The organism is Paenibacillus antri (genome assembly GCF_005765165.1).
GTDB classification, from domain to species: Bacteria; Bacillota; Bacilli; order Paenibacillales; family YIM-B00363; genus Paenibacillus_AE; species Paenibacillus_AE antri.
This window is the reverse complement of record NZ_VCIW01000014.1, coordinates 162,599-189,267: the sequence shown is the minus strand read 5'-3', so window position 1 is coordinate 189,267 and position 26,669 is coordinate 162,599. Positions and strand designations below refer to the sequence as shown.

Here is a 26,669-nt window from a genome sequence, read left to right as displayed (position 1 = left end):
GTCAGCCCCGCATCCTCGTGTAGTCTGATTAAAACACAAATGACCCGTAAGAGGGTCACTTTTTTCAAAGTGTCCATCTTACGGGTCACAGTTCAGGGGTTGATCCCCTACGCTCCCGCGGCTTTCTTGTTATTCGATGCCCAGCATGCCGCGCAACGTCGCTTCGTCGTCGATGATCGCGACGCCGAGCTCCTGCGCCTTCGTCAGCTTGCTGCCGGCGCTCTCCCCCGCGATGACGAAGTCCGTCTTCTTGGATACGCTCCCGGCCACCTTCGCGCCCCGCGCCTCGAGCAGCTTCGCCGCCTCGTCGCGCGTCATCGTCGGCAGCGTGCCGGTCAGCACGACCGTCTTGCCGAAGAACGGCGAATCCGCGAGCGTCTCCGCGTCGACGGCCGGCGCCTCCTCGACATGCGGGTTCACGCCCGCGGCCAGCATCCGCGCGACCGATTCCTGCACGAGATCGTCCGCGAAGAACGTGTGAATGCTGTCCGCGACGATCCCGCCGACGTCCGGCAAGCCGACCAGCTCCTCCGGCGTCGCCTTCATGATCGCTTCGAGCGACCGGTAATGGTCCGCCAGCATCTTCGTCGTCGTCTTCCCCGTGTTCGGAATGCCGAGGGCGAACAAGAACGACGCCAGGTCCCGCGTCTTGCTCTTGTCGATCGCTTCGATCAGCTTCTGCGCCTTCTTCTCTCCGAATCGCGTCAGGCCGACCAGATCTTCCTTCGTCAGGTAATACAGGTCCGCCGGATCCTTCACGTCGCGCTCCTCCAGCAGCTGCTCCGCCGTCTTCTCGCTGAACGTCTCGATATCCATCGCGTCCCGCGTGGCGAAGTGCGACACCCGCGCGACGATCTGCGGCTTGCAGCCGAGCTTGTTCGGGCAGAACAGATGCGCGCCCCGCTGCTCGACCTCGTGCCCGCACGCCGGGCATACCGTCGGCGCGACGACCTCGCGCCCGACTTCTTCCGACGCCTTGCCCAGAATTTCCGGGATGACGTCGTTCGCGCGGCGAATGTAAATTTCCGTGCCGATGCCGTACCGCAGCCCCTTGCGCTCGATGTCGTCCATGTTGTTCAGCGTGCAGTTCGACACCGTTACGCCCGCGATATCGACCGGCTCCACGAGCGCCAGCGGCGTCAGCTTGCCGGTGCGACCCAGGTTCCAGACGACGTCGTTCAGCACCGTCGTCGTCTCCTCGGCCTCGAACTTGAACGCCACCGCCCAGCGCGGGAATTTATCCGTGTAGCCGAGCGCCTCGCGCGTGCGCAGGTCGTTCACCTTGACGACGGCCCCGTCGATCAGGAAGTCCAATTCGCGGCGCGTCCCGGCGAGCCGCGTCAGCTCGTCGTGCACCGCCTCGATCGAATCGAAGTGCCGCGCGTACGGATTGACTTTAAAGCGGTTGGCGCGCAAAAACTCGAGCATCTCCACATGCGTCGAGAACGGGCGGTCTTCCGACGTATACCCGACGTTGTAGAAGAACGCGTCGAGCTTGCGCTCCGCCGTCACGGCCGGATTCAGGTTGCGGAGCGCCCCGGCCGCCGCGTTGCGCGCGTTCTTCAGCGGCTCGGCGGCCGTCTCGTTGTATTTCTGTAGGACGGACAAATACATGAAGCCTTCTCCCTGGATTTCAAGGACGCCGTTCTTGTAAGGAATGCTTGCCGGGACCGATCGAATCGTGCGCACCTGCGCAAGAATGCCCTCCCCGACCGTGCCGTTCCCGCGCGTGGACGCCTGTACGAGCTCCCCGCCGTCGTACGTCAAATTGAGCGTCAACCCGTCGAACTTCAGCTCGAGCACGAACGACGGCGCCGGCAGCGGCGCGTCCGGGTTTTTCTCGTTGTAATCGTTCACGAGCTTCTGTACCCGCGTATGCCACGCAAGCAGATCGTCCTTCGTCTGCGCCTTGTCAAGGCTCCACAGCCGGGCTAGATGTCTATGCGGCTCGAAGCCCTTCAGGATGCCGCCGCCGACCCGCAGCGTCGGGGAATCCGGCAGCACCTCGCCCGTCTCCCGCTCCAGCGCCGTCAGCCGATCGTAAAGCTTGTCGTACTCCGCGTCGCTCAGCTCCGGCCGATCCAACGTATAATACAAATAATTGTGATGATTGAGCTCATCCACGAGCCGCCGCATTTGCTCTTTCGCCGTCGCCGTCATCCGCGCCAACCTCCGACTATAGGTAGTTATTTCCCATGATAACCCGAAAGACGGCGGAATAACGAACGTCCTGGTTCTTTATTTCCGCCGCGCCTTTCCGCAAAAATAGCGAACATCGCTGTTCGCTATTCTTGGATGCCTCTATCCGCTACACCTTCGTGATGGGCGCGAACCGCGACAGCAGCTTCTTCACGCCGACCGGCGCCGGGAACGCGATCTGCAGCTCCTTGTCGTCGCCGTCCCCGCGCACCGACACGACCGTACCCGTCCCCCACTTGCCGTGGGCGACCTTGTCGCCCGGCGCGAAGTCGGCGCCCGCGGCGCTGCCTCCGGCGAACGTCGGCTGCGTCTTCGTCACGCGCGGCGGGCCCGCCGTGAAGGCGCTCTTCGCCGCGTCGCCGAGCGCCGACGCCCCGCCGCCTCTCGGCCCGCTGCCGAACGACGATCCGCCGAACCCGCCTCCGCCGCCGCCGAAGCCGCTCGGCCGCGCGCCGAACGTCGGCCGTCCCGGCGACACCACTTCCTTGTACTCCTCCGGAATTTCCTGCAGAAATCGCGACGGCCCGTTCGCCGCGGTCCGTCCGAACAACGTCCGCATGCGCGCGCACGTCAGGAACAGCTCCTTCTCGGCGCGGGTGATGCCGACGTACGCGAGCCGGCGCTCCTCCTCGAGCTCCTCCGGATCATTCGCCGAACGGCTGTGCGGGAACACGTTCTCCTCCATGCCGGCGATGAACACGACCGGGAACTCCAACCCCTTCGCGCTGTGCATCGTCATGAGCACGACCGCGTCGTTGCCTTCCTCCGGATCGTTGTTCATCGAATCGATGTCGGCGATGAGCGCAAGGTCCGTAAGGAACGAAACGAGCGACTTGTCCTCGTTGCGCTTCTCGAAGTCCTGCGTGACGGACAGGAATTCGTCGATATTTTCGAGCCTAGCCTTGGACTCCAACGTGTTCTCCCGCTGCAGCTCCATCCGGTACTCCGTCAGCTCCAGCGTCTTCTCGGTCAGCTCCGTGACGGATAAATACTCGACCATGCGGGATAAATTATCGATAATTTCCTTAAACTCCCGCAGCGCCGTCGCCGCCCGCCCCGTCACGTCCACCTGCCCGATGCCGTCGATCATCGCGTACATCGACACCCCTCGAGCGGCCGCGGCCGCGCCGAGCTTGTCGATCGTCGTGTCGCCGATGCCGCGCTTGGGCACGTTGACGACGCGCGCGAACGAGATGTCGTCGTCCGGGTTCGAGATCAGCCGCAAGTACGCGAGCAAGTCCTTGATCTCTTTCCGATCGTAGAACTTCACGCCGCCGACGATCTGGTACGGGATGTCCGACTTGATCAGCACTTCCTCGATGACGCGCGACTGCGCGTTCGTCCGGTACAAAATTGCATGATCGGCGTATGCCTTGCCGTTATTGCGATTTTTCCGGATCGTGCCGGCGATGAAATACCCTTCCTCATGCTCCGAATCCGCCAAGTACAGCTGGATCTTGTTGCCTTCGCCCGCGTCCGTCCACAGATTCTTCGGCTTGCGTCCCGGATTGTTCTTGATGACTTCGTTCGCGGCGTTCAGAATGTTCGACGTCGAGCGGTAGTTTTGCTCCAACAGGATCGACTTCGCTTCCGGGTAGTCCTCCTCGAAGTTGAGGATGTTCGAGATGTCCGCGCCCCGCCACTTGTAGATCGACTGATCGGAATCGCCGACGACGCAGATGCGATGATGCTTGTCCGCCAGCATGCGGCACAGCATGTATTGCGCCCGGTTCGTATCCTGATACTCGTCCACGTGAATATATTGAAACTTGTTCTGGTAGAACTCTAAAACTTGAGGCTCTTCTTTGAAAAGTCGAATCGTCGTCATGATCAGGTCGTCGAAGTCGAGCGAATTGTTCGCCTTCAGCCGCTCCTGATACTTCTTATACACCTTGGCGACGAGGCCGTCGAAATAATCGCCGATCTTCCGCTCGAATTGCGCCGGATCGATCAACTCGTTCTTCGCGTTGCCGATCGCCGCCTGTACGGCCCGGGGCTCGAACTTCTTCGTATCGATGTTCAGATCCTTCATGCAGTTCCGAATGACGGACAGCTGGTCCCCGGAATCGAGAATCGAGAAGCTCTGCGAGAAGCCGATCCGTCCGATGTCCCGCCGCAGAATGCGCACGCACATCGAGTGGAACGTCGATACCCAAATATCCTGCCCCTGCGGACCGACGAGCTTGCCGACGCGATCCTGCATCTCCCGCGCCGCCTTGTTCGTGAACGTGATCGCCAAGATGCTCCACGGCGCTACCTTCTTCTGTCCGATCAAATACGCGATCCGGTGCGTCAGCACCCGCGTCTTGCCGCTTCCCGCGCCCGCGAGAATGAGCAGCGGACCGTCCGTCGCCTCGACCGCCTGCCGCTGCCGCGGATTCAGCTTCTTCACCGCATCCAGAATATCTATCATGAGCGCTCAAACCTTTCTACCCTAAATCTATGAAAATGCTCCGTAACCCGACCCTACGATTGTACAACCCGAACGGTGTCGAGCGCACGAGCCAAAGATTGATAAATAATATTGCCGACGACGATCGTATCCGCCGCCCGAGCCGCCGCCGCGGCTTTCTCCGCGCCGTCGATGCCGCCGCCGTAGAACAGCCTCGCGCCGTTCGTCAGCGCCGCCCGCGCCCGCGCGACCGCTTCCATATCGCCGAACGCGCCGGAATATTCGATATAGACGATCGGCAGCCGGAGCAGCCGGTCGGCGAATCTCGCATACGCGACGATGTCCGCCTCGTCGACCGGCTTCGCTCCGGCGACGCGCGCCGCCTCGCAATCCGGATTGGCGATCACGTACCCTTCGGCCGCGATCGTCCCTTCCTTCGGCAGCAGGCTGCCGTATCGCTTCAGCGCCTCGATGTGTCGGCCGACGAGGTAATCCGGGTCGCCGGCGTTCAGCGCCACCGGGATCAAATACGCGTCGAACCCGGGCACGACCGCGTCCAGCGTCGTCACCTCGAGCGCGCAAGGCAATTCGTACCTGCGCAGGCGCGACAAAAGGTCGACCGTGTTGTCATAGGTGACCCCGCTCGACCCTCCGACCATGATGGCGTCCGTACCGGACAAACATAAGGCTTCCAACGCTTCATCGCCGATCCGCTTATCCGGATCCAGCTTGAAAACATGCTTCCATTCTTCGACGATCCGCTCGACCATGACGCCCCCCAAGGATAAACGGCTTCGCCGTCTTTGCAAGACGGTGCCCGCTTACCGAGACGATTCAGGTATTCCCTCCGCAGGATATACTTTCTGAATCGTTGAACATGAAAAGACACGAAACATTTGTTCTTCTTTTTCCAGTCTAAACGAGGCGCAAAGGCATGTCAAACCTATGATTTGGCATAATCGTCGTACTTGCCGTCCGGCTCCTTCGCCATACTGCGGATGATTTTCGTCTCCTCGGCGATCGGGTCCCGCTCCGCGCGAATGCGATATTCGTACGGGGCGCTGATCCGCTCCCGCGCCTCCTCGTTCGCGTTCGGCTCCCTTTCGTTCATAATGCCGTCGTGCAGCGTCTCTTCGAGCACCCGCTCGAGTTCGTGGCGCCGTTTGTCGTCCATGGTGGTCCCCTCCCTTCGGTAAGGCTGCAAGGCTGTTCACTCCCCTATAGAATGCCCACTCGCGCCAAATTTAGGGGCCGTCGGTGCAGAAAGTGCGCCCCCTACTCCCGTTCTGCCTCAGAGGTACACGCCCCGATCGTCGCGACGACGATCATACCGACGCCGCTCCCGGTTCGTCCCCAAGCATCGAAGCCAGCCAATCGTAAGCGACCGCGCCGCCGATCTCGTGCCCGCCGGCGAAGAAGTCGGCCTGCAGCCGATCCTCCGCCCCGAACGCGGCATAAATCGCGCGGAGCGCCTCGTACGCCTCGACCGCCGGGCCGCGAGGGAACACGAGATCCTTGTCGCCGCTCTCGACGAGGAGCGGCCTCGGCGCGATCAAGCCGATCGCGTCCGACATCGCGAACGCCGCCGACATCCCGGGAATGTAATTGTCGATGCAATGATTCCGATCCAAGATGCTTCCTTGGAACGTATTCGCGTACCCGCTCACGACGGCGGCGCGAAGCCGTTCGTCGACCGCCGCCGCGAAGGCGGCTACCAGTCCTCCCCCGGAGATGCCCATGATGCCGATTCGGTCCGCCCTCGCGTCCGCCCGCCCCTCGACATAATCGACGGCCCGCAGCGTCTCGTACACCCGGTACCCCGCCAGCGTCTTCCCTGCCATCAGCAGTTGCACGGCGATGCGGAAGCAAGAGTTCGCCTTCGGACCGCCTGCGGCATCCTCCGCGAATCGGCGTTCGCCGAAGCCGAGCAGCTCCGGCGCGATCACCAGGAAGCCGCGGCGTACCAAGGCGACGGCGAAATCCTTGTGGAGGCCCGGATCGCCTCGACGCTCCGATCCGTCGGGCTCTAGACCGACGATGTCCTTGACGCCGTAGCCGTGGCCGTGACACGCGATAACGGCCGGAAGCGGACCATCCGCACCGTCCGGAGTCAGCACGTACATCGGCATTCGCAAGCCTTCGAACGTGACGATCTCGACGCGTTCCCGCGTATACCCGTCGAGCGCGACGCGTTCGGTCGTAATCGGATCCAGCGGAGCCTTCTCCTCCGGAAATCCTCCGAGCAGCTCTCTGAGCTTCGCGACGGCCGCGGTTCTCCACTGGTCCCGATCGGCCTCCGGATCGAACGCATGCCGGGCTCGTACGCCGTTCATGAATTCGCGGAAGTACGTCTCAAGCTGTCGTTCCATTCGTTGCACCCCATTTTCGCTTTTCCCCAATTATAACGGAAAATGAACGAAAAAAGCCCCGCGCTCCCCCGAAGGCTTGCGCAAGGCTATTTTGGGTCGGGGCTGCCGCACCTTATGTCGTAAGCTGCTCCGGTTCGTTCGCGCCGGCTTCGACGGCCGGGCCCGCCTTCGCGCGGCGGCCGCCGCTTCGCTTCGGCGCGGGCGGCGCCGTAGGGGCCGCTTCGTGCGCCGGCTCGGCGGCCCTCGATTCCGCCGCCGGCGGCGCGACAGCCGCGAGCGAAGTCTCCTCGCGCAACGCGGACGATACGGCCGGCTCGGGCTCGCGCTGCGGCGCCGGCGCTTCCTGCGCCTGCGCTTGGGGCTGCGGCTGCGGGGGCAGATATGTACCCCCCGGCAGCCCGCCGAACGGCATATTGTGCGGAAGCGCGAACTCCGGCGGCCGCGCCGTCGGCGGCTGCTGCATGTTCATGTATGGGCTGTACCCTTGGATCCGCGGCGTGTAGGACATCTGCGGGACGCTCGGCGCCGCGGCGGTTGCAGGCGTCCTAACGCGTCCGGCTTGGTGGAGCGTCTTCGCCAGACGCACCGTCTCGGCCGCTTGCGCCGCCGCGCGCTGCACCTCCTCGAACGGCGCGGCGAACGCCGGCTCGAGCAGCCGGTTCTGCTGCAAGATCGCCGTCAGCTGCTCATGCTTCCGCGCCGTATCGTACGCGAGCCGCTCGAAGACGCGGCGGACGTCCGGCGCCGTCGACTCCAACGCCGCTTCCGTGTAGCCGATCGCCGCTTGCCGCAGCTCGGCGAGAATGACGCCGGACCAGACGCGGTCCGACGCTTCCCCGCGGCGCATCGATTGGGCTCTATCGACGGTATTCGTATACATCAAGAGAAGACCCCCGCATTCCTCGGCGCCGGGCCTGCCGTTCCCGCATAGGTCTGCAACGCTTTCGTAAGCTCCTCCAAGCGCTCGCCGTTCCGGTCCGCCTGGTGCGCGAAGTAGCTGCGCAGCTGCGGCTGCTCGCACTCCGCCGCGCCTTGCGCGAACAGCCAGGTCAACCGCTCCTCCGCTTTCAGCGCTTGCGCGAGCCGTACGAGCTCGAGCGACGTCAACGTTCGCTGCGAATCGTTCATAAGTCGGATGATGCCCCCTTCCGAAAATACCCATCTCTTGTAGAGTGCGACAATGGGGACGATTTTATACATTTTTATGGAAAATGCAAAAAAGCGCCTTCCGCCGGAAAGGCGAAAGACGCTTCAAAAACCTATGGTCGAGGATAACCCCTCGCCTTACTTCACCAGCTGCCCGCGCGTCACGCCGAGCTGGTTCGTCGCCTTCAGCGAACGCCATACTTGCGTGCCGTTCACCTCGCCGCGCAGCGCCTTGCCGTACAGGTTCAGCACCTCGACGACCTTGTCCGGCGCCTCCTCGAGGAACTCGATCCGGTACGACGGCACGCCGAGATTCAAGAACTCTTCGAGATACTCCGCCCCCGACTGCTCGATCGCGTTGTACACCGTATTGCGGCAGCCTTCGTCGACGCGCACCGGGTGCGACATGCCGATCCGATCCCGCAGCGACACGCGCTGCTCCTCGCACGGACGGCCGCAGTTCGTGTAGTCGGTTCCCTCGGACAAGAACGTACAGTACACGCAATGCTCCGTATGGAACATCGGCAGATGCTGATGCAGCACGATCTCCATCCGATCCGTCGGGCTCTTGCCGAGCAGGTCGATCATCTGCTGGATGTTGAGGTCGTACGACGGCGTCACCCGGGACAGGCCCGCATCGTTCAGGAACAAGTTCGCCGTCTTATGGTTCGCGATGTTCAGCGAGAAGTCGCCGATCAGCTCCGGATGGTCCGCCGACGGGTTCATCGTGAAGTGACGCGCGAACCAATACACCGCCCCCGTATTCCGCACGAGCACGGCATCGGGCTTCAACCGCAATATATTCTGAAAATACCCCGTCTCCCCCGGCATATGAATCCGAGGCGTGGCGAGCGCGATTTTCTTGCCTGCCGCATGCACCGCCTCCACCGCCGCCGGGAACTGCTTGATAAACTCGAAGTCGGCGTAGATGAAGTCGACGTCCGTACGCGACGCCACCGCCTGCACCTGTTCGAGGTTGCGGCACAACGCCGTCAGGCGCGGCTTCGCCGGGCGCGGCGCGGGCTTCACCGCGTCGCTGTCGGCGCTCGCCGGGCGCTTCACGTACGCCGGCGGCCGGCGGCGCTCCGCTTCGAGCAGCTCGACCGCGCGGCGGCGCATCCGGTTCAGCTCGCTCATCGGCACGATGACCGGGCCGGACAGCTGCGCGTCGATGTCGCTAAGCTCGAACAGCGTGCCGCCGAGACGGCCGAACTGGTCGCGCAGCAGCGTCTCGTCGATCGGCCGCTTCTCGGCGACCGCCAGCGGCAGCTCCGAGGCGACCGTGACCGTCGCGCCGATGGACTCGTCCGTCCACAGCGACACGAGCGGCTGGCCCGCCTCGCCGTGCACGCTGACGCTGACCGGGAACGTGCGGTACGGCTTGTCCGTCTCGAACGTCGCGCGCAGCCGCTTGTCGAGCGCCGGGTCGCTCGTGCGCCAGACGCGGTCGCCGACGCGCACCCGCTTCAGGTCGACGTCGTTGCGACCCATCACGATCTCGACCAAGCCGCCGGGCACTTCGCCTTCGACCTTCGCGCCGCGCTGCTTCAGGTCGTAGACGCGGCCGCCCTCTTCCTTCTTCGTCGGGTCGCCCGCATCGAACACGAGACCGTCTCCGCGCTTCAGCGGCGCCTCCAGCTCGACCATCACGCCTTCGCGCGTCATTTCTTTGACTCTGCCGAGGAACACGCCGCGGCTCTTCGGGAACGTCCCTTCGACCAGCTTCTTGTTGTTCGTTCCTTCGAGGAAGCCGTACGTAAACCCGCGAGAGAAGCTCTGCTGCAGCTCCAGCATCTCTTCCTTCGACGGCTTCGCGTCGACGCCGTCGAAGTACTTGTCGATCGCCGCGCGGTACTTGCTCGTCACGTTCGCCACATACTCCGGGCTCTTGAGGCGTCCTTCGATCTTGAACGACGTGACGCCCGCTTCGATCAATTCCGGCACGAGCTCGACGGCGGCGAGATCCTTCGGCGACAGAAGATACGTAATGTCGCCCATCGGCTTATGCTCGCCGTTCACCATCATGTCGTACGGCAAGCGGCACGCCTGCGCGCACTCGCCGCGGTTGGCGGAGCGGCCGCCCCACATCTCGGACGTGAGGCATTGGCCCGAATAGGACACGCACAGCGCGCCGTGCACGAACACTTCCATCGGCAGGCGCGCCTGCTCTCCGATCGTCTTGATTTGCTTCAAGTTGTTCTCCCGGCCGAGCACGACGCGCTCGAGGCCGTACGGCTTCGTGAACTCGACCGCTTCCGGCGACGTGATCGTCATCTGCGTGGAGCCGTGAATCGGGAAGTCGGGGGAGAGCTCGCGGATCATTTTCACAAGCCCCAGGTCTTGTACGATCACTGCGTCTACGCCGGCGTCGATGCACGCCTCTATCAATCGCTTCGCGTCCTCCATCTCGTCCTCGAACACGAGGATGTTGAACGTAAGAAACCCTTTCACGCCGTACGCGTGCAGGAACGACATAATGTCGGGCAATTCGTCGGTCTGAAAATTAGCGGCGCGCGCGCGGGCGTTGAACTTCTCCACGCCGAAGAACACGGCGTTCGCTCCGTTGGCGACCGCCGCGCGCATCGCGTCCCAATGGCCCGCGGGGGCCAACAATTCGATATCTTCTCTTCGCAATTCGCGATTCATTCGGGTCCTCCTGGCCGCGGATAGCGGCAACGTCTTTCTACATATGATAACAATCGCGTCATTCGGATACAATGTTCGGGGACAATGACGTCATTGTACAGGTTTCTCCTGTCTTTCTTTAGTGGTATAATTTGTGATGGTTGTACGACCCATTCCTGTCGGAGGTGTACTCACTTGAAATTAGGCGTATTTAGCGTATTGTTCGCCCAGAAGTCTCTCGAGGAAGCGCTCGATTACATCGCGGCCAGCGGTCTCGGCGCGGTCGAGATCGGTACCGGCGGCTACCCGGGCAAGGCGCATGCCGACCCGGACGTCTTGCTCGCCGACGAAGGCAAGCTGAAAGCATTCAAACAAGCGGTCGAGTCCCGCGGCCTCATTATTAGCGCGCTTAGCGTACACGGCAACCCGCTGCATCCGCAGAAGGCGATCGCCAAGGAATTCCACGATGATCTCATCAAGACGATCGAGCTCGCGCAACGGCTCGAGGTGCCCGTCGTCAACACGTTCTCCGGCTGCCCGGGGGACCATGAAGACGCGAAGTACCCGAACTGGCCGGTCGCGCCGTGGCCGAACGATTATCAAGAGATTTTGAAGTGGCAGTGGGAAGAGAAGCTCATCCCGTACTGGAAGGAAACCGGCGACTTCGCCGCCGCCCGCAACGTGAAGATCGGCCTCGAGCTGCACGGCGGCTTCTCCGTCCATACGCCGGCGACGATGCTCCGCTTGCGCGAGGCGACGAGCGAAGCGATCGGCGCGAACCTCGATCCGTCCCACCTGTGGTGGCAGGGCATCGATCCGGTCGCGGCGATCCGTTACCTCGGCCAGGCCGGAGCGATCCATCACTTCCACGCGAAGGATACGTCGCTCGAGCAGAGCAACGTCAACAAGTACGGCGTTACCGACATGCAATCGTACACGCAGATGTTCGATCGCGCATGGCAGTTCCGCACGGTCGGCTTCGGCCACAGCATGAAGGAATGGGCGGACATCATCTCCGCGCTCCGTCTCGTCGGCTACGACTACGTCGTATCGATCGAGCACGAGGACGGCCTCATGTCCGTCGAAGAGGGCTTCACGAAAGCCGTGGGCAACCTCCAGTCGATTCTCATCCGCGAGCCGCTCGGCGAGATGTGGTGGGTGTAAGTTTCGCGCGTTCCGCGCCTCCGACGTTATCGTCGGGGGCGTTTTTTTTATGGCCGGAACAAAATGAAAAAGGTTCATGCGCATTCGCATGAACCTGTACGGCAGAACCGAACCGCGTCCGCGTTACCCCAATCGTTGCGCTGCGGCCGGGTCGAGGACGACCTCCGCGTCCGGATGCAGCTGAAGCAGCGTAGCCGGCACCTCCGTCGTGACGGGGCCCGTCAACGCGCGCGCCACGATCTCCGCCTTCCGTTCCCCGACGGCGACGAGGACGAGCTTGCGGGTTTTCGCCACGGTGCCCCAGCCGAACGTGATCGCCTGCGTCGGCACGGCTTCGAGCGAGCCGCCGAACAGTGGCGCGTACAACGCCCGATTCACCTCCGCGATGCCCGTCACGAAGCAAGTCGCCGGCAGCGCCGGAGCCGGTTCGATGAAGCAAACATGCCCGTTGATGCCGATCCCGACCAGCTGCAGATCGATGCCTCCCGCCTCGCGGATGAACGCCTCCATCCTCGCGCACTCCGCCTCCGGTTCCGCCGCCAAGCCGTCCGGGATCGCCCATCGGCGCTCGTCGAACCGAATCTCGTCGAACAGGTGCTTCCGCATGTAGGCGTAATAGCTCTCCGGGTGGGTTCCCGGCAGGCCCAGCTGCTCGTCGGGGTTCACGAACGAGCACCGCCGGAAGTCGAGCCGCCCCTCCCGTTCCCGGCGGACCAGCTCGCGGTAGACGCCCGTCTCCAGCGGCGTATTGCCCGTCGTTAGTCCGAAGACGGCGTCCGCCTTGCTCGCCAGCGTTCGCTCGAACAAGTCGGCGACGAAGCCGCCGATCTCCTCGCGCGCCATGACATGGATTTTCACCTTGAACGCCCTCCTTCGTTTCGCAATACGACTCCCCTCCGACCGCGAAGCGCCCTCATGTGGCGGCCTTCCGTTCCGCCCGCTGCACCTCCGACCAGAAGTGGGCCAGCTCCTTCTGCGCCACCTCGCGAACGAAGGCGATCGGCTCGCCCATCAAATCCGGCGCCCACTTCCGCCCCAGATTGGCGTGCACGACCTCGTCGGCCCAATCGTAATCCTGGAACTGCGCCATGAGCGGGTGCTTCGCCTCGTCCCGGCACCATTCGAATTCTTTCTTCTTGCCGAGGCTGACCATCGCGCCTTCCTCGATGCCGATGCTGAGCCATGCGTACTTCGCGGACGGAATCTTCTCCGCGTTAACGTCGTAATCCGACGTGTATTGCGGGCGAGACTTCCACTCGTACCCGTCCGCTTCGAGCGCCGCCTGGCCGAACATGGCGTGCCGGGCCTCGTCCCAGATGTGCCGGGCCAGGTCGCGATAGAACGCCCAGGGCATATTGCGCTGCGTATACAAGACGCCGGCGATCAAATCGCAGGCGGTCATCTCCTCTTGCCGAACGCGCATCTTGAACGCGAGCTCGCGCGCGATCGGATCCGCCGGCGGAGGCTCGACGCTCGTGCGGATGAGCGTCGTCGGTCCCATCGTCTTCGCGCAGCGCTTCGACGTCTTCGGGATCGCGTACGGCTCGTTCGAACGCCAGCGGCGCGGCAGATCGGTCGATCGCGGACCTTCGCCCGAGACGCCGCCCGCCGCCGTTAGGAAGCTCTGCATCCTCGCGGCGAATTCCGCGCCGTCCTCCGGCTCCGACGAAGCGCTCCTCAGCGATGCCAGCAGCTCGCGCCCCCATGCGATCTGGTCCTCGAGATCGAGCATCGCCGTCCGCAGCAGACGGATCGTCGGCTGATCGACGATCTGCTGCGTCTTCGCCGCATGGTCTCGGAACGCCGCCAGCATCGCCGGCTTGATCACCTCGTAGACGGCGCTCGCCCATTCGAGATCCGTCCGCGCATGGACCAGCTCTTCGAACAGTAAAGTCAGCCGCGCGTCCGGCTCCTTGGTCAGCGTCGCCGAAGACGTCCGCAGCTCCGGAATGCGGATATGCAGCTGCTCCGCCGCCTCCGCATCCTCGTAGAGATGCTTGCACATCCCGATTCGCAAATTCCAATCGTCCCGATTCGGCAGCTGACCCGCGGCGGCCCGCAGCAAGCCTTCGTGCAGCGCGCGGTACCGCTGCAGCACGGCCGCGTTCCGATCGACGCCGTAGGCGCCGACCGCGTATGGATTGTGAATGCCCGCATATTCGATCATCTCATCCGTCCCCTTCCCCGTCTCCCCATGCTCATCTTCATCATGGCAAATTCGGGAAGACGATGTCGATGGCTTGAACCGAACAATAGGTGTACGAATTTGACATGAACGCGGCTTCCGCGCCCGCCGACACGTAAGCGCTGTCATTCGTTTACGTGGGAAACGCGGGCCCGAACATCCGGTTGAGCGGATACGGCGCGGCGATATCGTTCGGCGGCGCGAGATGCAAATTCAAAATGCGAGGGTCCGCATGCCGATCCCGGTACTTCGTCGCGGTAATTCCCGCGTGCCGCACGAAGACGCGGCTGAAATACTGCTCGCTCTGGAAGCCGACGCGGTAGGCGATCTCCTTCACCGATAAGTCCTGCAGGCGCAGCAGCTCCGAGGCCCGCTCGATTCGGCGCCGCAAGACGTATTGCTTCGGCGACATGCCGAGCGAAGAGACGAACACGCGCGTGAAATACTCGTGCGACCAACCCGCCCGATCCGCGAGCTCGCGGATCGAGATCGATTCGTGAAGGCGTTCCTCCATCTCCGCAAGCGCATTCGTAATCGGCAGCGGGACCGACGGGCGCTTCCCTTCGACGAAGCCGGCACCGGCGCGCGACGCCGTACTCAGCTCCTCCAGGACGGCCAACAGAAGCGCCGACGTTCGTTCTTGATATCGCGGCGCGGCCGCGCTTGTCAGATAGACGATATATTTCAGCAACGCCGGAACATGCGGAACGCCGTCGGCCCGAACGAAGACCGGCAGCGCCTCGGGCGACAGCCCGCCGCCGTCCGGCTCCAACACGAAATGGCAAAAGATATGGCGAATCGGCTTCTCCGCATCGAAGACGTACGCATGCGTCTCCCCCGGCTTCGTTAACAAATAGCAAGGCTCATCCAACGAATACGTCCGTCCGCCGGTCTCGTACGTCGAATGCGAGCCGGCAGGGAAATATACGACTTCGTACTCGGCAATCTCTCGCGGTCCGAGCTTCCAGCCGCCGCGGATGACGAAGTCGCCGCAGAACGACAGCCGCGGCAGCCGCCGCGAGCACTCCTCGGTCATGAACCCCTCCAACTTCCCATCCCCCTCGAGGCGACACTCCTTAACGTCATTGTATCAAAAAATGAAAAGGAGCGGCCGCAGCCGCTCCCCGTCCCCTATCGAATTACGCCAAACCGATCGCGGCCATCACGTCGTCCAACGCGTTGAACCAATTCAGCACCATGACCAAATCGGTGAACAAGAACACGAGCAGGACGAGCGCGCTGAAGCCGGCGGCGAACTTATTCTTATGCTGCACCGCGCGCAAGAGCGCGAATACCGACAATACGGTAAACAAGATCATGAAAATATCAAATGGATCGAAATTCAAGCTTGACCCTCCTTCGATGGTAAGACGGTCGTTTCCGCCGTTTCTGTACTATTCGTTCCCTATTCTAGCCTACATTCATGCTTATCATCCCTATGTTACTAGCGGACGACTCGGAACGCAAGTCGCAGTTCGCGACTGTAACCAATTTGTCACGTTTGACCCTTTCCCCGATTCGGTATTGCGTTTCGGGGCGCCCCCCATAGATAATAGTGCCAAGCAGTTCCCATGGATTGGAATGGAGGCGGTGTCATTGGCAAGATTTACGTGGCCGACGTTTTTTCGCTCCATCGCGGGCCAGCTGTTCCTTCTCATCTCGATCGGCATGATCGTGCCGGTCGCCATCGGCGGATACCTCAGCTATCATCAATCCTCGAAACTCGTTAAGGATCAAGTCGGGAACGTCGCCTCGCTGACGATCACGCAAGTCAGCAATAAGCTGAACCTGATGCTGAAGGACCTCGAAGATACCTCCCTCTTCGTGCTCGGCAACCCCGTCATTCAGAAAGCGATGACGATCGACCCGGGATCGGCCCCGCCTTACGACTATATGCAAGTGAACAGCGACGCCATAGACTTGTTATATTTGATCCATATGAATTCTACCGAGATCATGGACATTTTCATCCTCGATCACCAGCGTAAGAACAATATTCTTGGCTCCAGCGTCGTATTGAACGGGCTGTGGGACACCCCCTGGTACGACCGAATCGTCGAAGCCGACGGACTGCCCGTCTGGTTCGGCATTCAGCGCGAGTCCTTCTTGCGCCGCGCGGACATCGGCATTCCGGTCTTCGGCATGGGCCGCGCGATCAAAAGCCAGGAAACCGGCGACGTCATCGGCGTCCTCTTCATCGAAGTGCGCGCGACGCACCTGACGCAGCAGTTGAACAACGTCACCTTCGGCGAGACGGGGTATACGTTCATCGTCGACCAACAGAACCGATACGTATACGAGCCCCGTGGGGCATACGGCGAGCCTTCGGCCTTCACCCTCTCCTCCAACGACTACTACGTTCAACATAACGGCCAAGAGACGCTGCTCCTTCCCGACCGACTCATGAACGGCTGGTACGTGACCGGCGTCGTCCCGATCGAGGAGCTGAACGAAGGCTCCAACCAGATCCGCAGCCTGACGCTTATGATTCTGGTCTGCTCCGTCCTCTTCGCGCTATCGATGGGCGCGCTCGTCACGTTCCGCGTCGGTCGGCCGCTCATTCAGCTCAGCCGTCTCATGCAGCGAGGCGCTTCGGGCGACCTGCGCGTCCGCAGCGGCTTCACGTCGCGCGACGAGATCGGCAAGCTCGGACGCAGCTTCGACCGCATGCTCGAACAGATCGCCCTGCTCATGAAGGAGATGAAGACCGAGCAGGCCGAGAAGAAGAAGGCCGAAATTCGGGCCATGCGCTACCAGATTAACCCTCACTTCCTCTACAACACGCTAAATACGGTACGCCATCTCGCCCGCTTCAACCGAATGGAAGACGTCAACCGATCGATCGCCAACCTCATCCCGCTGCTCGAGGCTAGCATCGAGCGCAACGGCACCTTCGTGCCGCTCGGCGAGGAGTTGGATTTATTGGAAAAGTATATGGTCATTCAACAATATCGGTACTTCGACCGCCGCCTGGAACTGCGAATCCGTTGTCCCGGGTACCTGCAGTCGATAATGATCCCTAGAATGCTGCTTCAGCCGATCGTGGAAAACGCCGTCTTCCACGGCATCGCTCCCAAAGACGGCCCGGGCGCGATCGAGCTGGACGTCGCCGAGGACGGCGCGTACGTCGTCATTCGCATCGCGGACGACGGGGTCGGCATCGAACCGGAACGTCTCGGCGGGCTGCTGTCGGAGCAGTCCACGTCCGCGAGGGGCATGACGAAGATCGGCTTGTTTCATGCTCATCAAGCCATCCGACTGTTCTACGGGTCCGACTGCGGCCTGGACATTCGAAGCGTCCCCGGGGAAGGCACGACCGTTACGATTCGTCTTCACAAGAGCGTACCGAAGGAGGAACGTTATGTCGTTTAACGTATTGATCGTCGACGACGAGCCGATGGCGAGAGCCGGACTGCTCAGCATGTACGATTGGGACCGGAACGGCTTCCGCGTCGTAGGGGAAGCGTCCGACGGCCGGAAGGCGCTGCAGCTCATGGAGGAAATCGATGCGCATATCGTCATTACGGATATCGCCATGCCGGTCATGGACGGCCTCGAATTCGCCCGCATCTCGAAGGAACGATTCCCTCGAACGAAGATCGTCCTCTTAAGCTGCCACAACGAATTCGATTACGCCCGCCAAGCGATGCGCATCGGCGTCTCCGAATACTTGCTGAAGGTCCGGTTGGAGTCTCCGCTTCTCGAACGAACGCTCGTCTCGCTTCGCGAGCAGCTCGTCGCCGAGACGCGCGCGGGGAAGGAGCAGGCGCTGACGAAGGCGCTCGAACGAATTACGCCGTGGGAATCGCAGCCTTTCGCGGCGGATGCCCCGGCCTATTCGGTCGCAGTGCTGCTCTTCGAACCCGCCGACTGCAACGGCGAAGCGGACAACGCCCTCGAGTCGGCGCGCAATCGGTTCTACGCTTGCTTCCCGGAAGGGCATGCCGCGAGACACGGGAAGGACCAGCTCGTCTGCTATATCCCCGAATCGTCCGGCGGACGACCGATCGAGCTGCCGTTCGCGGACATCCAGCGCGCCTTGTCCGAACGGGACGTCCCGCTCTCGATCGGATTATCGCTCCTTCAGTCCTCGACGGCGCCCGAAGCTTCGTTCTTAGCCGCGTACGCGCAAGCGCTGGAGGCGGCGGAACGGCGCTTCTTCGTCGGCCCGAACCAGATCGTGTCGTATTCGTCCAAGCGCAGCGTCGGCGGCCGCGACGGGCAGCGATTTTTCGAAACCATGCATTGTCTTAAGAAGTTCTTGTCGGACGGATTTATGGAGAAAGCCCACGAACAGCTTGTGAAGGTCGCAGGCGATTGGGGTTCCCACTGGCGCCGCGCGGACGTCGTCGACGAGGCGAAACAGCTGGTCCGTCTATTTCAAGGCGAACCCGCGCCGCTAGGAGAGATCGATGCGTGGCTGGACGATTGCCCCGATCTCTCGACGCTCAAGATGCGCGTGTTCGAACGATTCGACGCGTTGCGGGGCCGCATCGACGGCGGAGAGCGCGACCGGACGGGGTGGGTGCAGAAGGCTATTCTGTACATCCATGAACGCTATTCCGAGGATCTTTGCTTGGCGGACGTCGCGAATCACGTCTCGCTCAGCCGCAATTACTTCAGCGACCAGTTCCGGAGGCACACCGGTCTGACGTTCATCGATTACGTCACGATGACCCGGATGGCCAAGGCCAAGGAGCTGCTGCGCGAGGGACGATTGCGGGTGTACGAAATCGCGGAGCGGTGCGGCTTCAACGACGTCAAACACTTCAGCAAGCAGTTCCGTAAGTACACCGGCAAACCCCCTTCCGAATACTCGGGACGGTGAAATTGATTAACGAAATAAAATTAAAGCGCTTTCATTTCTTTCATCGAAGACCGTAACAAAACACACCTTTTCGAAAACATTTCCCGATGCGCCGCTTCCGAGCGCTTGCTAATATGAGTTTTGCAAGCCTTTTCAAAATTCTTAGGAAACGGGGGCTTCATATGAAAGGGAAAATGAAACTGTTGGCCGCAAGCGTGCTCGGCGCCTCTCTCCTGCTTCAAGCGTGCTCCAGCAGCTCTACGGCCGGAGGCGGAGCCGGAGGCGAGGTCGTGAAAATCACCTGGTCGACTTGGGGCAACCCGGGAGAGTTGACGCGCTTCCAGGAATTTACGGCGGAGTTCAACAAGCGTCATAAGAACATCCAGGCGGAGCTCATCCCGATCCCGAACGACGGCTACGATCAGAAGATATTAACGCAGTTGAGCGGCAATACGGCGCCGGACGTCTTTTACTCCGGGGACGGTCTCGTCTCGCAATTAATCGCCAACAAGTCGGTCGTTCAACTCAATTCATATATGGAAAAGGAAGGCAGCGCCCTCGGTCCGAACGAGCTCGTCGACGGGCTGTACGGCGCGGCGAAGCTCGGCAGCGAAATCTGGGGGCTGACGGTCGACTGCAACCCGATGCTGCTCTGGTACAACAAGCAGGTGCTGCTCGACGCGGGGATCTCCGAGGACCCTGCGACGCTGTACGAGCAAGGCCAATGGAATTGGGACGCGTTCCAAGCGATGACCGACAAAATTAAAGGCGCCGGCAAATACGGCTTCGTCATCGACTCCTGGTGGGCGCCGTACTATAGCTGGGTCACCTCGAACGGCGGCAGCGTCTACGACAAGGAAGGCAACTTTATCCTCAACACCGATGCGAAGGGCAAAGAAGCGATGCGCTTCTTGTATGACAACATCAAGTCCGGCGGGTTCACGTTCGCGGGCTCCCTGCCGAAGGGACAAGGCGGCGACGCCATGTTCATGTCGAATCAGCTCGGGTTCTTAGGCGCAGGCCGCTGGATGCTTCCCGTGTTCAGCAAGAACGATGCGCTGCAATACGACGTCGTCCCGTATCCGACCAATACGGGCAATAAAATCGAGCCGGCGGGCATCCCGACCGCCTACATGGTTATGAACGCGAATACGAAGGACCGCGACGCGGCCTGGGTGTTCATGTCCGAGTTCGTGAACAAGGAAGGCCAGACGTTCCGCTTGCAAGGCGGCGGCAACGCGGTTCCGTCCATCGTCGGCGTCGACGATCTCGTGCTCGAGGGCAACGACCCGGCGCACGCGCAGTACTTCCTGGACGCGCGGGAAGTCGGCTATGCGCTTTGGAACGAAGAAGCGGCGGTGCCGGGCCTCGCGAGCGAGGTACAAACCAAGTTCGAGGAGCTGTGGCTCACCGACGTCGGGTTCGACGCGGGCTTAGACAATGTCGCGTCCGCGGCGGCGAAGAAAATCGCGGAATACCGGTCGAGCAAGTAATCGGTCGCCGGCTAAGAAGGCGGCGCGCGGCCTGCGCCCCGCCTTCTTTTCCTTCCCATCAGGGTTGAAGTTGAGTCGAGAGAGGAGGAGGAGGAACTCATGAGTAAACGCCGTTCGGACGCGATCTGGGGGTTCGTCTTCATTCTACCGCAATTCGCCGGCATGCTTCTCTTTTCGCTGCTGCCCCTCGTGTTCGTATTCGTCCTTAGCACGATGAAGTGGGACGGGTTCGGCGCCCGCCAATTCATCGGACTCGATAACTTCGCGTATATGCTGACCGATACGGACCTAGGGATCGCGCTGAAAAACACGTTATGGTACAGCGTTCTTACCGTACCGAGCCAAATCGTGATCGGCCTGCTCGTCGCGCTGGCGCTGAATCGCGTGGCCGGGAAGACGTTCTACCGCGTCGTCTATTTCATGCCTACCGTCACGGGCACCGTCGCCGTCGCCATCGTCTTCATGTGGCTGCTCAATCCGGATTTCGGCATCGTGAACACGTATATCAAGCAGTTGTTCGGCGTCGCCGGCCCGCGTTGGCTCACCGATCCGAACTACGTCATCCCGTCGATTTCCCTCTTAAGCGTGTGGCTCGGCATCGGCTTCAATATGGTCATCTTCTTGGCCGGACTTCAGGGCATCTCGCGTTCGTATTTCGAGGCCGCGGAGATCGACGGCGCCAGCCGGTTACAGCAATTCCGCAGCATTACGCTGCCCCTGCTGTCGCCGACGACCTTCTTCGTTACGATTATCGCGATCATTAATTCGTTCAAGGTGTTCGATCAGATTCTCGTCATGACCGGCGGCGGCCCGGGCAACGCCAGCCGGGTGCTCGTGTTCCACCTGTACGATTACGCGTTCCAAGACTTCTCCTTCGGTCGAAGCTCCGCGTCCGCGGTGTTAATGTTCCTCATCATTCTTGTGCTGACGTTGATTCAGATGCGCATCTCGAGGCGGTGGGTCCATTATGAAGGGTAATGTTACGGAGGCGGCGATCGGCCGCCGCGCGGCTGTCACCGTACGGAGGCGGCCCCGCTTCTCGTTCGGAGACGTCGCGCTTCACCTCGTCTTGATCTTGGGCTCTTGCCTTATGATCTTGCCGTTGTTCTGGATGATCAGCAGCTCGCTGAAGGACATATCGCAGATTTTCCTGATCCCGCCCAAATGGATTCCCGACCCGTTCGTCTGGACGAACTTCGAGCGGTCGCTGCAGGCGCTGCCGTTCGGGAGAGCGTACTTCAACAGCATCTACATGTCCTTGCTCGTCGTGCTGCTGCAGCTGTTCACCTGCGCTTTGGCCGCTTTCGCGTTCGCGAAGGTGCGGTTCCCGTTCCGCGACACGCTGTTCATTTTGTTCGTCGCCATGCTCATGGTTCCCGAGCAAGTCACGATCATTCCCTTGTACCTCATTATGAAAGAGATCGGCTGGCTGGATACCCACCTTTCGCTCATCGTGCCTCCGGCACTGTTCAGCGCGTTCGGCGTGTTCCTGCTCCGCCAGTTCTTCAAGACGATCCCGAACGATCTGGAAGAAGCGGCGATCGTGGACGGCGCGAGCCTGCCGACGATTTTCTTTCGCATCATGCTGCCGCTGATCAAGCCGTCGCTGTCGGCGCTCGGCATCTTCACGTTCTTGTACATGTGGAACAACTTCTTCCACCCGGTCATCTTCCTTAGCTCGCCGAACTTGTTCACCGTGCCGCTCATGCTGAACATGTTCAAGGGGTTGTATATCACGGACTGGACGCTTATGATGGCCGGCTCCACCATCGCGCTCGTGCCGGCGCTGATCGCGTATTTATTTACGCAGAAGTACGTCATCGAGGGGATCGCGATGACGGGGATCAAGGGGTAATTTTCAGCGAATCTTCAGTCCGCGCTCAAGGCGCCTTCAGGTTGACGGTCTAAGATAGGGGTTGTAAGGCGCAAGACAACCTCCATCGAAGGGCGGTAATATTTATGAACCGAATGAAAATGATGACGGCGAGCGCTCTCGCGTTCTCGCTCGCGATCGGCGGCATCGCCTTCGCGAACTTGCAGGCGGAGGCGGCGGCGCTGCCGGACGATAGCGCCGCGGCGGCATCCGTCGCCGAAAGCACCTCCGCGACGGGTGACCGTGCGTTCCGCGGAGGCGCCCGCGGCTTCTTCGGGCTCGATGCCATCCAAGACGATCTGGCGACGTACCTGTCGCTGGACGCGGCGACGCTGCGAGAGAAGCTGCAGACGCAGACGTTGGCGGCGATCGCCGAAGCGCAAGGCATCTCCCGGGCCGACTTGACGGCGAAGCTGACTGCGCTGATCGAGTCGGCGATCGCCGAAGCCGACGCCGACTCCCCGCTGCAAGCGCTCGATGCCGCCAAAGCCGCGGAGCAGCTGCTCGACCGGACGGACGCCTTCTTCGGAGGCAAAGAAGGACATCGCGGCGGCGGCGGTAAGGGGTGGATGTCTTCCGTCACATCCGAACTTCAGTCGCTGCTCGGCTTGACGGAATCGGAGCTCCAAGCGGCGCTTCGCGAAGGGAAGACGCTAGCCGACATCGCCGGCGAACAAGGCGTCGACGTGCAAGCCGTCATCGATCTGCAGGCGAAGCGCATGACGGAGAAGCTGGACGGCGCGCTCGCCGCGGGCACGATCACGCAGGATCAGTATGACGCGCGGAAAGCCGAGATCGTCGATCGAGCGACGGACATGGTCAACAACGGGTGGTCTCGCGGCGATCGCGGGCCAGACGGGCATGGCGGCCGCGGCTTCGGCGGAGGAATGAAGCAAGGTGCGACCGCTCCGTCGGACGCGGCTGCGCCGACAACCTCGACGGCAGACGTCTCCGCTTAATGCTTTTACGAAAAAGCACGCCTCCGGCTCCTCGCCGCAAGCGTGCTTTTTCGTTTTTTGTATGCTAAAAGTCGTCGGTATATCCGTTTTGCAGCCCCTGCAGGACGTTCATCGATTGGATATGCGATTTCGTCTTCGACGTGCCCAGCTTGTACAACAACCTATACACTTCCGTTAGGTGTTGATCTACGAACGCATGCGACACGAGCTCCTCTTCGATGATTTTCGGGGAATGCATGCGGATCCAGTTGTTCAGATCGGTTTCCGTTTCCGATTCGAACAGCTCGTACAGCCGGTGCACCTCCGCCGGCGTCGCTTCGATTTCCAGCTCGTACGCCGCGTCGCCGCGATGCTCCGTAATCGTCTTGGCCTGCACCGAGACGTAGTAGGTTTGCTTTTCCATGAGGGTCGGACCTCCAAAAACATGTGGTACACCTAGATTTCCCACTTGGCGAAATTTCGTGCAAAGCAAAAACTCCCAACGCCTCGCGCCGGTATCGGCTGCGCAAGGAGTGGGAGTCCTTTACATTCGTTTATACGGCCGCGTTTTGCGGTTTCCGTTTTTTCTTTTCGGCTTGCGGCTCGGCCGCGGCCTCGGTCCGGGCGCGATCGCGCTCCAGCACCGGCTTCAAGTATTTGCCCGTGTACGAGGCAGGCACTTGGCACAGATCCTCCGGCGTTCCCGTCCCGACGATCGTACCGCCGCCGCTGCCGCCCTCCGGCCCGAGATCGATGAGCCAATCGGCCGTCTTGATCACGTCGAGGTTATGCTCGATGACGAGCACCGATTCGCCGGAGTCGACGAGACGATGCAGAACCTCGAGCAAGCGGGCGATATCGTGGATGTGCAGACCGGTCGTCGGCTCGTCGAGAATGTACATCGTGCGGCCCGTGCTGCGACGATGCAGCTCGGACGCCAGCTTTACGCGCTGCGCTTCGCCGCCGGACAACGTCGTCGCCGGTTGGCCGAGCTTCATGTACCCGAGACCGACGTCGAGCAGCGTCTGCACCTTGCGCTGAATCTTCGGCACGTTCGCGAAAAATTCGCAGCTGTCTTCGATCGTCATATCGAGAATGTCCGCGATCGACTTGCCCTTCCACTTAATCTCGAGCGTCTCCCGGTTATACCGCTGCCCTTTGCAAATTTCGCAAGGCACGTAGACGTCAGGAAGGAAGTGCATCTCGATCTTGATGATACCGTCCCCTTTGCACGCTTCGCAGCGGCCGCCCTTAATGTTGAAGCTGAAGCGGCCCTTCTTGTAGCCGCGAATCTTCGCTTCGTTCGTCACGGCGAAGACGTCGCGGATGTCGTCGAAGACGCCCGTGTACGTCGCCGGGTTCGAACGCGGCGTGCGCCCGATCGGGGACTGGTCGATGTCGATGACCTTGTCGATATGCTCGAGTCCCTTAAACTCCTTGTAGGCGCCCGGCCGCGTTCTCGCGCCGTTCAAATCGCGCGCCAACGTCTTATAGAGAATTTCGTTCACGAGCGTACTCTTGCCGCTGCCGGATACGCCGGTGACGGCCGTGAACACGCCGAGCGGAATTTTCACGTTGACGCCCTTCAGATTGTTTTCCTTCGCGCCCTTAATCTCGAGCCACTTGCCGTTCGGCTCTCTGCGCTTCTCCGGCACCGGAATGAACTTCTTGCCGCTCAAATATTGACCCGTCAGCGAGTTGTCGTCCTTCATGATCTCCTGCGGCGTGCCTTCGGCGATGATGCGTCCGCCGTGAATGCCGGCGCCCGGACCGATGTCGATGATGTAGTCGGCCGCCATCATCGTATCCTCGTCGTGTTCGACGACGATCAACGTATTCCCGAGATCGCGCATATGCTCCAGCGTTCGGATCAAGCGGTCATTATCCCGCTGATGCAGCCCGATGCTCGGCTCGTCGAGAATATAGAGGACGCCCATCAAGCTCGAACCGATCTGCGTCGCCAATCGGATCCGCTGCGCCTCGCCGCCGGACAACGTGCCCGCCGACCGGCTCAACGTCAAATAATCGAGACCGACGTTGTTGAGGAACCCGAGACGCGAGCGAATCTCCTTCAAGACGAGCTGCGCGATCGTACGCTCTTTCTCCGACAAGTTAAGATTGTCGACGTATTGCATCGCCTCGTTGATCGACAAGCTCGTGACGTGCGCGATGTTCCGGTCGCCGACCGTCACGGCGAGAATTTCCGGCTTCAACCGTTGGCCTTTGCAAGAGCCGCAAGGCTTCGCGCTCATATACTGCTCGATGTATTCGCGGATGCCGTCGGACGCCGTCTCGCGATAGCGTCGCTCCAAGTTCGGCACGATGCCTTCGAACGCCACGTACGCTTCGCGAGTGACGCCGAAGTCGTTGTCGTAACGGAACCGGACGCGCTCCCCGCCGGTGCCGTACATCAGCACCTTCATCTGCTCCTTGCTCAATTCGCATACCGGAACGTCCGCCGAAATATTGTAGTGCTCGCACACCGCGGCCAGGAATTGCGGATAATAATTGGACGTGCTGCCCGCCCAAGCCTCGAAGGCGCCGTCGACGATCGTCTTGGACTGATCCGGGCAGAGCAAATCCGGGTCCACGATCATCTTCGCGCCGAGGCCGTCGCATTCCGGGCACGCCCCGAAAGGGCTGTTGAACGAAAACATGCGCGGCGCCAGCTCGTCCATGCTGAATCCGCACTCCGGACAAGCGAGGTTCGAAGAGAACAACAGCTCTTCCTTCGTGTCCAGCACGTCGACGAGCACCTTGCCCTCCGACAGCTTAAGCGCCGTCTCGAGCGAGTCCGCAAGACGCGCTTGGACGTCGTCCTTCACGACGATCCGGTCGACGACGACCTCGATCGTGTGCTTCTTCGTCTTCTCGAGCGCGAACTCTTCCGTCACCTCGCGCATCTCGCCGTTGACGCGCACGCGAACGAAGCCTTGCTTCCGGATGTCTTCGAATACCTTGACGTGTTCGCCCTTCTTGCCGCTGATCATCGGCGCCAAGATTTGCAGCTTCGTCCGCTCCGGGTATTCCATGATGCGGTCGACCATCTGCTCGACCGTCTGCGACGAAATTTCGATGCCGTGCGTCGGGCAATGCGGCCGGCCGATTCTAGCGAACATGAGCCGCAAATAATCGTAGATCTCCGTGACGGTGCCGACCGTCGAACGCGGGTTGCGGCTCGTCGTCTTCTGGTCGATGGAGATCGCCGGCGACAGACCTTCGATCGAGTCGACGTCCGGTTTATCCATATTGCCGAGGAACTGCCGCGCGTACGCGGACAACGACTCCACATAGCGCCGCTGTCCTTCCGCGTAAATCGTATCGAATGCGAGCGACGACTTGCCGGATCCGCTCAATCCCGTCAGCACGACGAATTTGTCCCGCGGGATCGTCACGTCGATATTTTTCAGATTGTGCGCTCGCGCGCCTTTAATCACAATATTTTCATGAGCCATCTTCCTGTTTCTCTCCTCCTCGG

General features: G+C 61.3%; 21 protein-coding genes. 7 read left to right on the top strand and 14 right to left on the bottom strand.

Annotation, left to right across the window (positions count from 1 at the left end):
* Positions 1 to 129: 129 nt before the first annotated feature.
* From ligA to FE782_RS19940, 8 genes are all read right to left on the bottom strand, one after another.
* Positions 130 to 2,160 (bottom strand): NAD-dependent DNA ligase LigA, encoded by a 2,031-nt coding sequence (gene ligA, locus FE782_RS19970; RefSeq protein WP_138196006.1) that lies wholly within the window; start codon positions 2,158 to 2,160, stop codon positions 130 to 132.
* A gap of 148 nt (positions 2,161 to 2,308) precedes the next feature.
* Complete coding sequence (gene pcrA / locus FE782_RS19965) at positions 2,309 to 4,612, bottom strand: DNA helicase PcrA (RefSeq protein ID WP_138196005.1); 2,304 nt, start codon at positions 4,610 to 4,612, stop codon at positions 2,309 to 2,311.
* Positions 4,613 to 4,665: 53 nt separating this feature from the next.
* Positions 4,666 to 5,361, bottom strand: a complete 696-nt coding sequence (pcrB, locus tag FE782_RS19960) for a heptaprenylglyceryl phosphate synthase (RefSeq protein ID WP_138196004.1) — start codon at positions 5,359 to 5,361, stop codon at positions 4,666 to 4,668.
* Between the two features lie 173 nt (positions 5,362 to 5,534).
* Entirely contained in the window at positions 5,535 to 5,765 is a 231-nt protein-coding gene (locus FE782_RS19955) for a hypothetical protein (protein WP_138196003.1), read from the bottom strand.
* A gap of 151 nt (positions 5,766 to 5,916) precedes the next feature.
* Complete coding sequence (locus tag FE782_RS19950; RefSeq protein ID WP_138196002.1) at positions 5,917 to 6,960, bottom strand: alpha/beta hydrolase family protein; 1,044 nt, start codon at positions 6,958 to 6,960, stop codon at positions 5,917 to 5,919.
* Positions 6,961 to 7,072: 112 nt separating this feature from the next.
* Complete coding sequence (locus FE782_RS19945; protein ID WP_158299475.1) at positions 7,073 to 7,840, bottom strand: spore coat protein; 768 nt, start codon at positions 7,838 to 7,840, stop codon at positions 7,073 to 7,075.
* Positions 7,840 to 8,088: a hypothetical protein gene (locus FE782_RS32360; protein ID WP_158299474.1), complete on the bottom strand. Its 249-nt coding sequence runs from the start codon at positions 8,086 to 8,088 to the stop codon at positions 7,840 to 7,842. The genes FE782_RS19945 and FE782_RS32360 overlap by 1 nt, the downstream gene beginning before the upstream one ends.
* 156 nt (positions 8,089 to 8,244) lie before the next feature.
* Positions 8,245 to 10,752 (bottom strand): U32 family peptidase, encoded by a 2,508-nt coding sequence (locus FE782_RS19940; RefSeq protein WP_138196000.1) that lies wholly within the window; start codon positions 10,750 to 10,752, stop codon positions 8,245 to 8,247.
* 174 nt (positions 10,753 to 10,926) lie between these two features.
* On the opposite strand from FE782_RS19940, the gene FE782_RS19935 reads away from it, so the two are divergent.
* Complete coding sequence (locus tag FE782_RS19935) at positions 10,927 to 11,895, top strand: sugar phosphate isomerase/epimerase family protein (RefSeq protein ID WP_138195999.1); 969 nt, start codon at positions 10,927 to 10,929, stop codon at positions 11,893 to 11,895.
* Positions 11,896 to 12,018: 123 nt separating this feature from the next.
* On the opposite strand, the gene FE782_RS19930 is transcribed toward FE782_RS19935, so the two are convergent.
* The 4 genes from FE782_RS19930 to FE782_RS19915 form a co-directional block, all read right to left on the bottom strand.
* Complete coding sequence (locus tag FE782_RS19930; RefSeq protein ID WP_138195998.1) at positions 12,019 to 12,753, bottom strand: glucosamine-6-phosphate deaminase; 735 nt, start codon at positions 12,751 to 12,753, stop codon at positions 12,019 to 12,021.
* Positions 12,754 to 12,808: 55 nt separating this feature from the next.
* Positions 12,809 to 14,062, bottom strand: a complete 1,254-nt coding sequence (locus FE782_RS19925) for a hypothetical protein (protein WP_138195997.1) — start codon at positions 14,060 to 14,062, stop codon at positions 12,809 to 12,811.
* A gap of 151 nt (positions 14,063 to 14,213) precedes the next feature.
* Positions 14,214 to 15,128, bottom strand: a complete 915-nt coding sequence (locus FE782_RS19920; RefSeq protein WP_138195996.1) for a helix-turn-helix domain-containing protein — start codon at positions 15,126 to 15,128, stop codon at positions 14,214 to 14,216.
* 91 nt (positions 15,129 to 15,219) lie between these two features.
* Positions 15,220 to 15,426, bottom strand: a complete 207-nt coding sequence (locus FE782_RS19915; protein ID WP_338016905.1) for a DUF2759 family protein — start codon at positions 15,424 to 15,426, stop codon at positions 15,220 to 15,222.
* 250 nt (positions 15,427 to 15,676) lie between these two features.
* Here FE782_RS19915 and FE782_RS19910 point away from each other — a divergent pair, with 250 nt between their 5' ends.
* From FE782_RS19910 to FE782_RS19885, 6 genes are all read left to right on the top strand, one after another.
* Complete coding sequence (locus FE782_RS19910; protein ID WP_238392577.1) at positions 15,677 to 17,452, top strand: sensor histidine kinase; 1,776 nt, start codon at positions 15,677 to 15,679, stop codon at positions 17,450 to 17,452.
* Positions 17,442 to 18,908 (top strand): helix-turn-helix domain-containing protein, encoded by a 1,467-nt coding sequence (locus tag FE782_RS19905; RefSeq protein WP_158299473.1) that lies wholly within the window; start codon positions 17,442 to 17,444, stop codon positions 18,906 to 18,908. The genes FE782_RS19910 and FE782_RS19905 overlap by 11 nt, the downstream gene beginning before the upstream one ends.
* Positions 18,909 to 19,069: 161 nt before the next feature.
* Positions 19,070 to 20,380, top strand: a complete 1,311-nt coding sequence (locus tag FE782_RS19900; protein WP_138195993.1) for an ABC transporter substrate-binding protein — start codon at positions 19,070 to 19,072, stop codon at positions 20,378 to 20,380.
* 99 nt (positions 20,381 to 20,479) lie between these two features.
* Positions 20,480 to 21,358, top strand: coding sequence for a carbohydrate ABC transporter permease (locus tag FE782_RS19895; protein ID WP_138195992.1), 879 nt, complete (start codon positions 20,480 to 20,482; stop codon positions 21,356 to 21,358).
* Positions 21,348 to 22,235: a carbohydrate ABC transporter permease gene (locus FE782_RS19890; RefSeq protein ID WP_138195991.1), complete on the top strand. Its 888-nt coding sequence runs from the start codon at positions 21,348 to 21,350 to the stop codon at positions 22,233 to 22,235. The genes FE782_RS19895 and FE782_RS19890 overlap by 11 nt, the downstream gene beginning before the upstream one ends.
* Before the next feature lie 104 nt (positions 22,236 to 22,339).
* Positions 22,340 to 23,212 (top strand): hypothetical protein, encoded by an 873-nt coding sequence (locus tag FE782_RS19885; RefSeq protein WP_138195990.1) that lies wholly within the window; start codon positions 22,340 to 22,342, stop codon positions 23,210 to 23,212.
* Positions 23,213 to 23,276: 64 nt separating this feature from the next.
* Here the strand turns inward: FE782_RS19885 and FE782_RS19880 are convergent, their stop codons facing one another.
* Entirely contained in the window at positions 23,277 to 23,615 is a 339-nt protein-coding gene (locus FE782_RS19880; protein WP_138195989.1) for a hypothetical protein, read from the bottom strand.
* Between the two features lie 130 nt (positions 23,616 to 23,745).
* Positions 23,746 to 26,646, bottom strand: coding sequence for an excinuclease ABC subunit UvrA (uvrA, locus tag FE782_RS19875; RefSeq protein ID WP_138195988.1), 2,901 nt, complete (start codon positions 26,644 to 26,646; stop codon positions 23,746 to 23,748).
* Positions 26,647 to 26,669 lie beyond the last annotated feature (23 nt).

Bases quoted from the DNA above. Each gene is read 5' to 3' on its own strand.
- FE782_RS19955 (WP_138196003.1), bottom strand. From the start codon at position 5,765: ATGGACGACAAACGGCGCCACGAACTCGAGCGGGTGCTCGAAGAGACG.
- ligA (WP_138196006.1), bottom strand. From the start codon at position 2,160: ATGACGGCGACGGCGAAAGAGCAAATGCGGCGGCTCGTGGATGAGCTC.
- FE782_RS19890 (WP_138195991.1), top strand. From the start codon at position 21,348: ATGAAGGGTAATGTTACGGAGGCGGCGATCGGCCGCCGCGCGGCTGTC.
- FE782_RS19900 (WP_138195993.1), top strand. From the start codon at position 19,070: ATGAAAGGGAAAATGAAACTGTTGGCCGCAAGCGTGCTCGGCGCCTCT.
- uvrA (WP_138195988.1), bottom strand. From the start codon at position 26,646: ATGGCTCATGAAAATATTGTGATTAAAGGCGCGCGAGCGCACAATCTG.
- FE782_RS19880 (WP_138195989.1), bottom strand. From the start codon at position 23,615: ATGGAAAAGCAAACCTACTACGTCTCGGTGCAGGCCAAGACGATTACG.
- pcrB (WP_138196004.1), bottom strand. From the start codon at position 5,361: ATGGTCGAGCGGATCGTCGAAGAATGGAAGCATGTTTTCAAGCTGGAT.
- FE782_RS32360 (WP_158299474.1), bottom strand. From the start codon at position 8,088: ATGAACGATTCGCAGCGAACGTTGACGTCGCTCGAGCTCGTACGGCTC.
- FE782_RS19945 (WP_158299475.1), bottom strand. From the start codon at position 7,840: ATGTATACGAATACCGTCGATAGAGCCCAATCGATGCGCCGCGGGGAA.
- FE782_RS19940 (WP_138196000.1), bottom strand. From the start codon at position 10,752: ATGAATCGCGAATTGCGAAGAGAAGATATCGAATTGTTGGCCCCCGCG.
- FE782_RS19950 (WP_138196002.1), bottom strand. From the start codon at position 6,960: ATGGAACGACAGCTTGAGACGTACTTCCGCGAATTCATGAACGGCGTA.
- FE782_RS19895 (WP_138195992.1), top strand. From the start codon at position 20,480: ATGAGTAAACGCCGTTCGGACGCGATCTGGGGGTTCGTCTTCATTCTA.
- FE782_RS19905 (WP_158299473.1), top strand. From the start codon at position 17,442: ATGTCGTTTAACGTATTGATCGTCGACGACGAGCCGATGGCGAGAGCC.
- pcrA (WP_138196005.1), bottom strand. From the start codon at position 4,612: ATGATAGATATTCTGGATGCGGTGAAGAAGCTGAATCCGCGGCAGCGG.
- FE782_RS19885 (WP_138195990.1), top strand. From the start codon at position 22,340: ATGAACCGAATGAAAATGATGACGGCGAGCGCTCTCGCGTTCTCGCTC.
- FE782_RS19925 (WP_138195997.1), bottom strand. From the start codon at position 14,062: ATGATCGAATATGCGGGCATTCACAATCCATACGCGGTCGGCGCCTAC.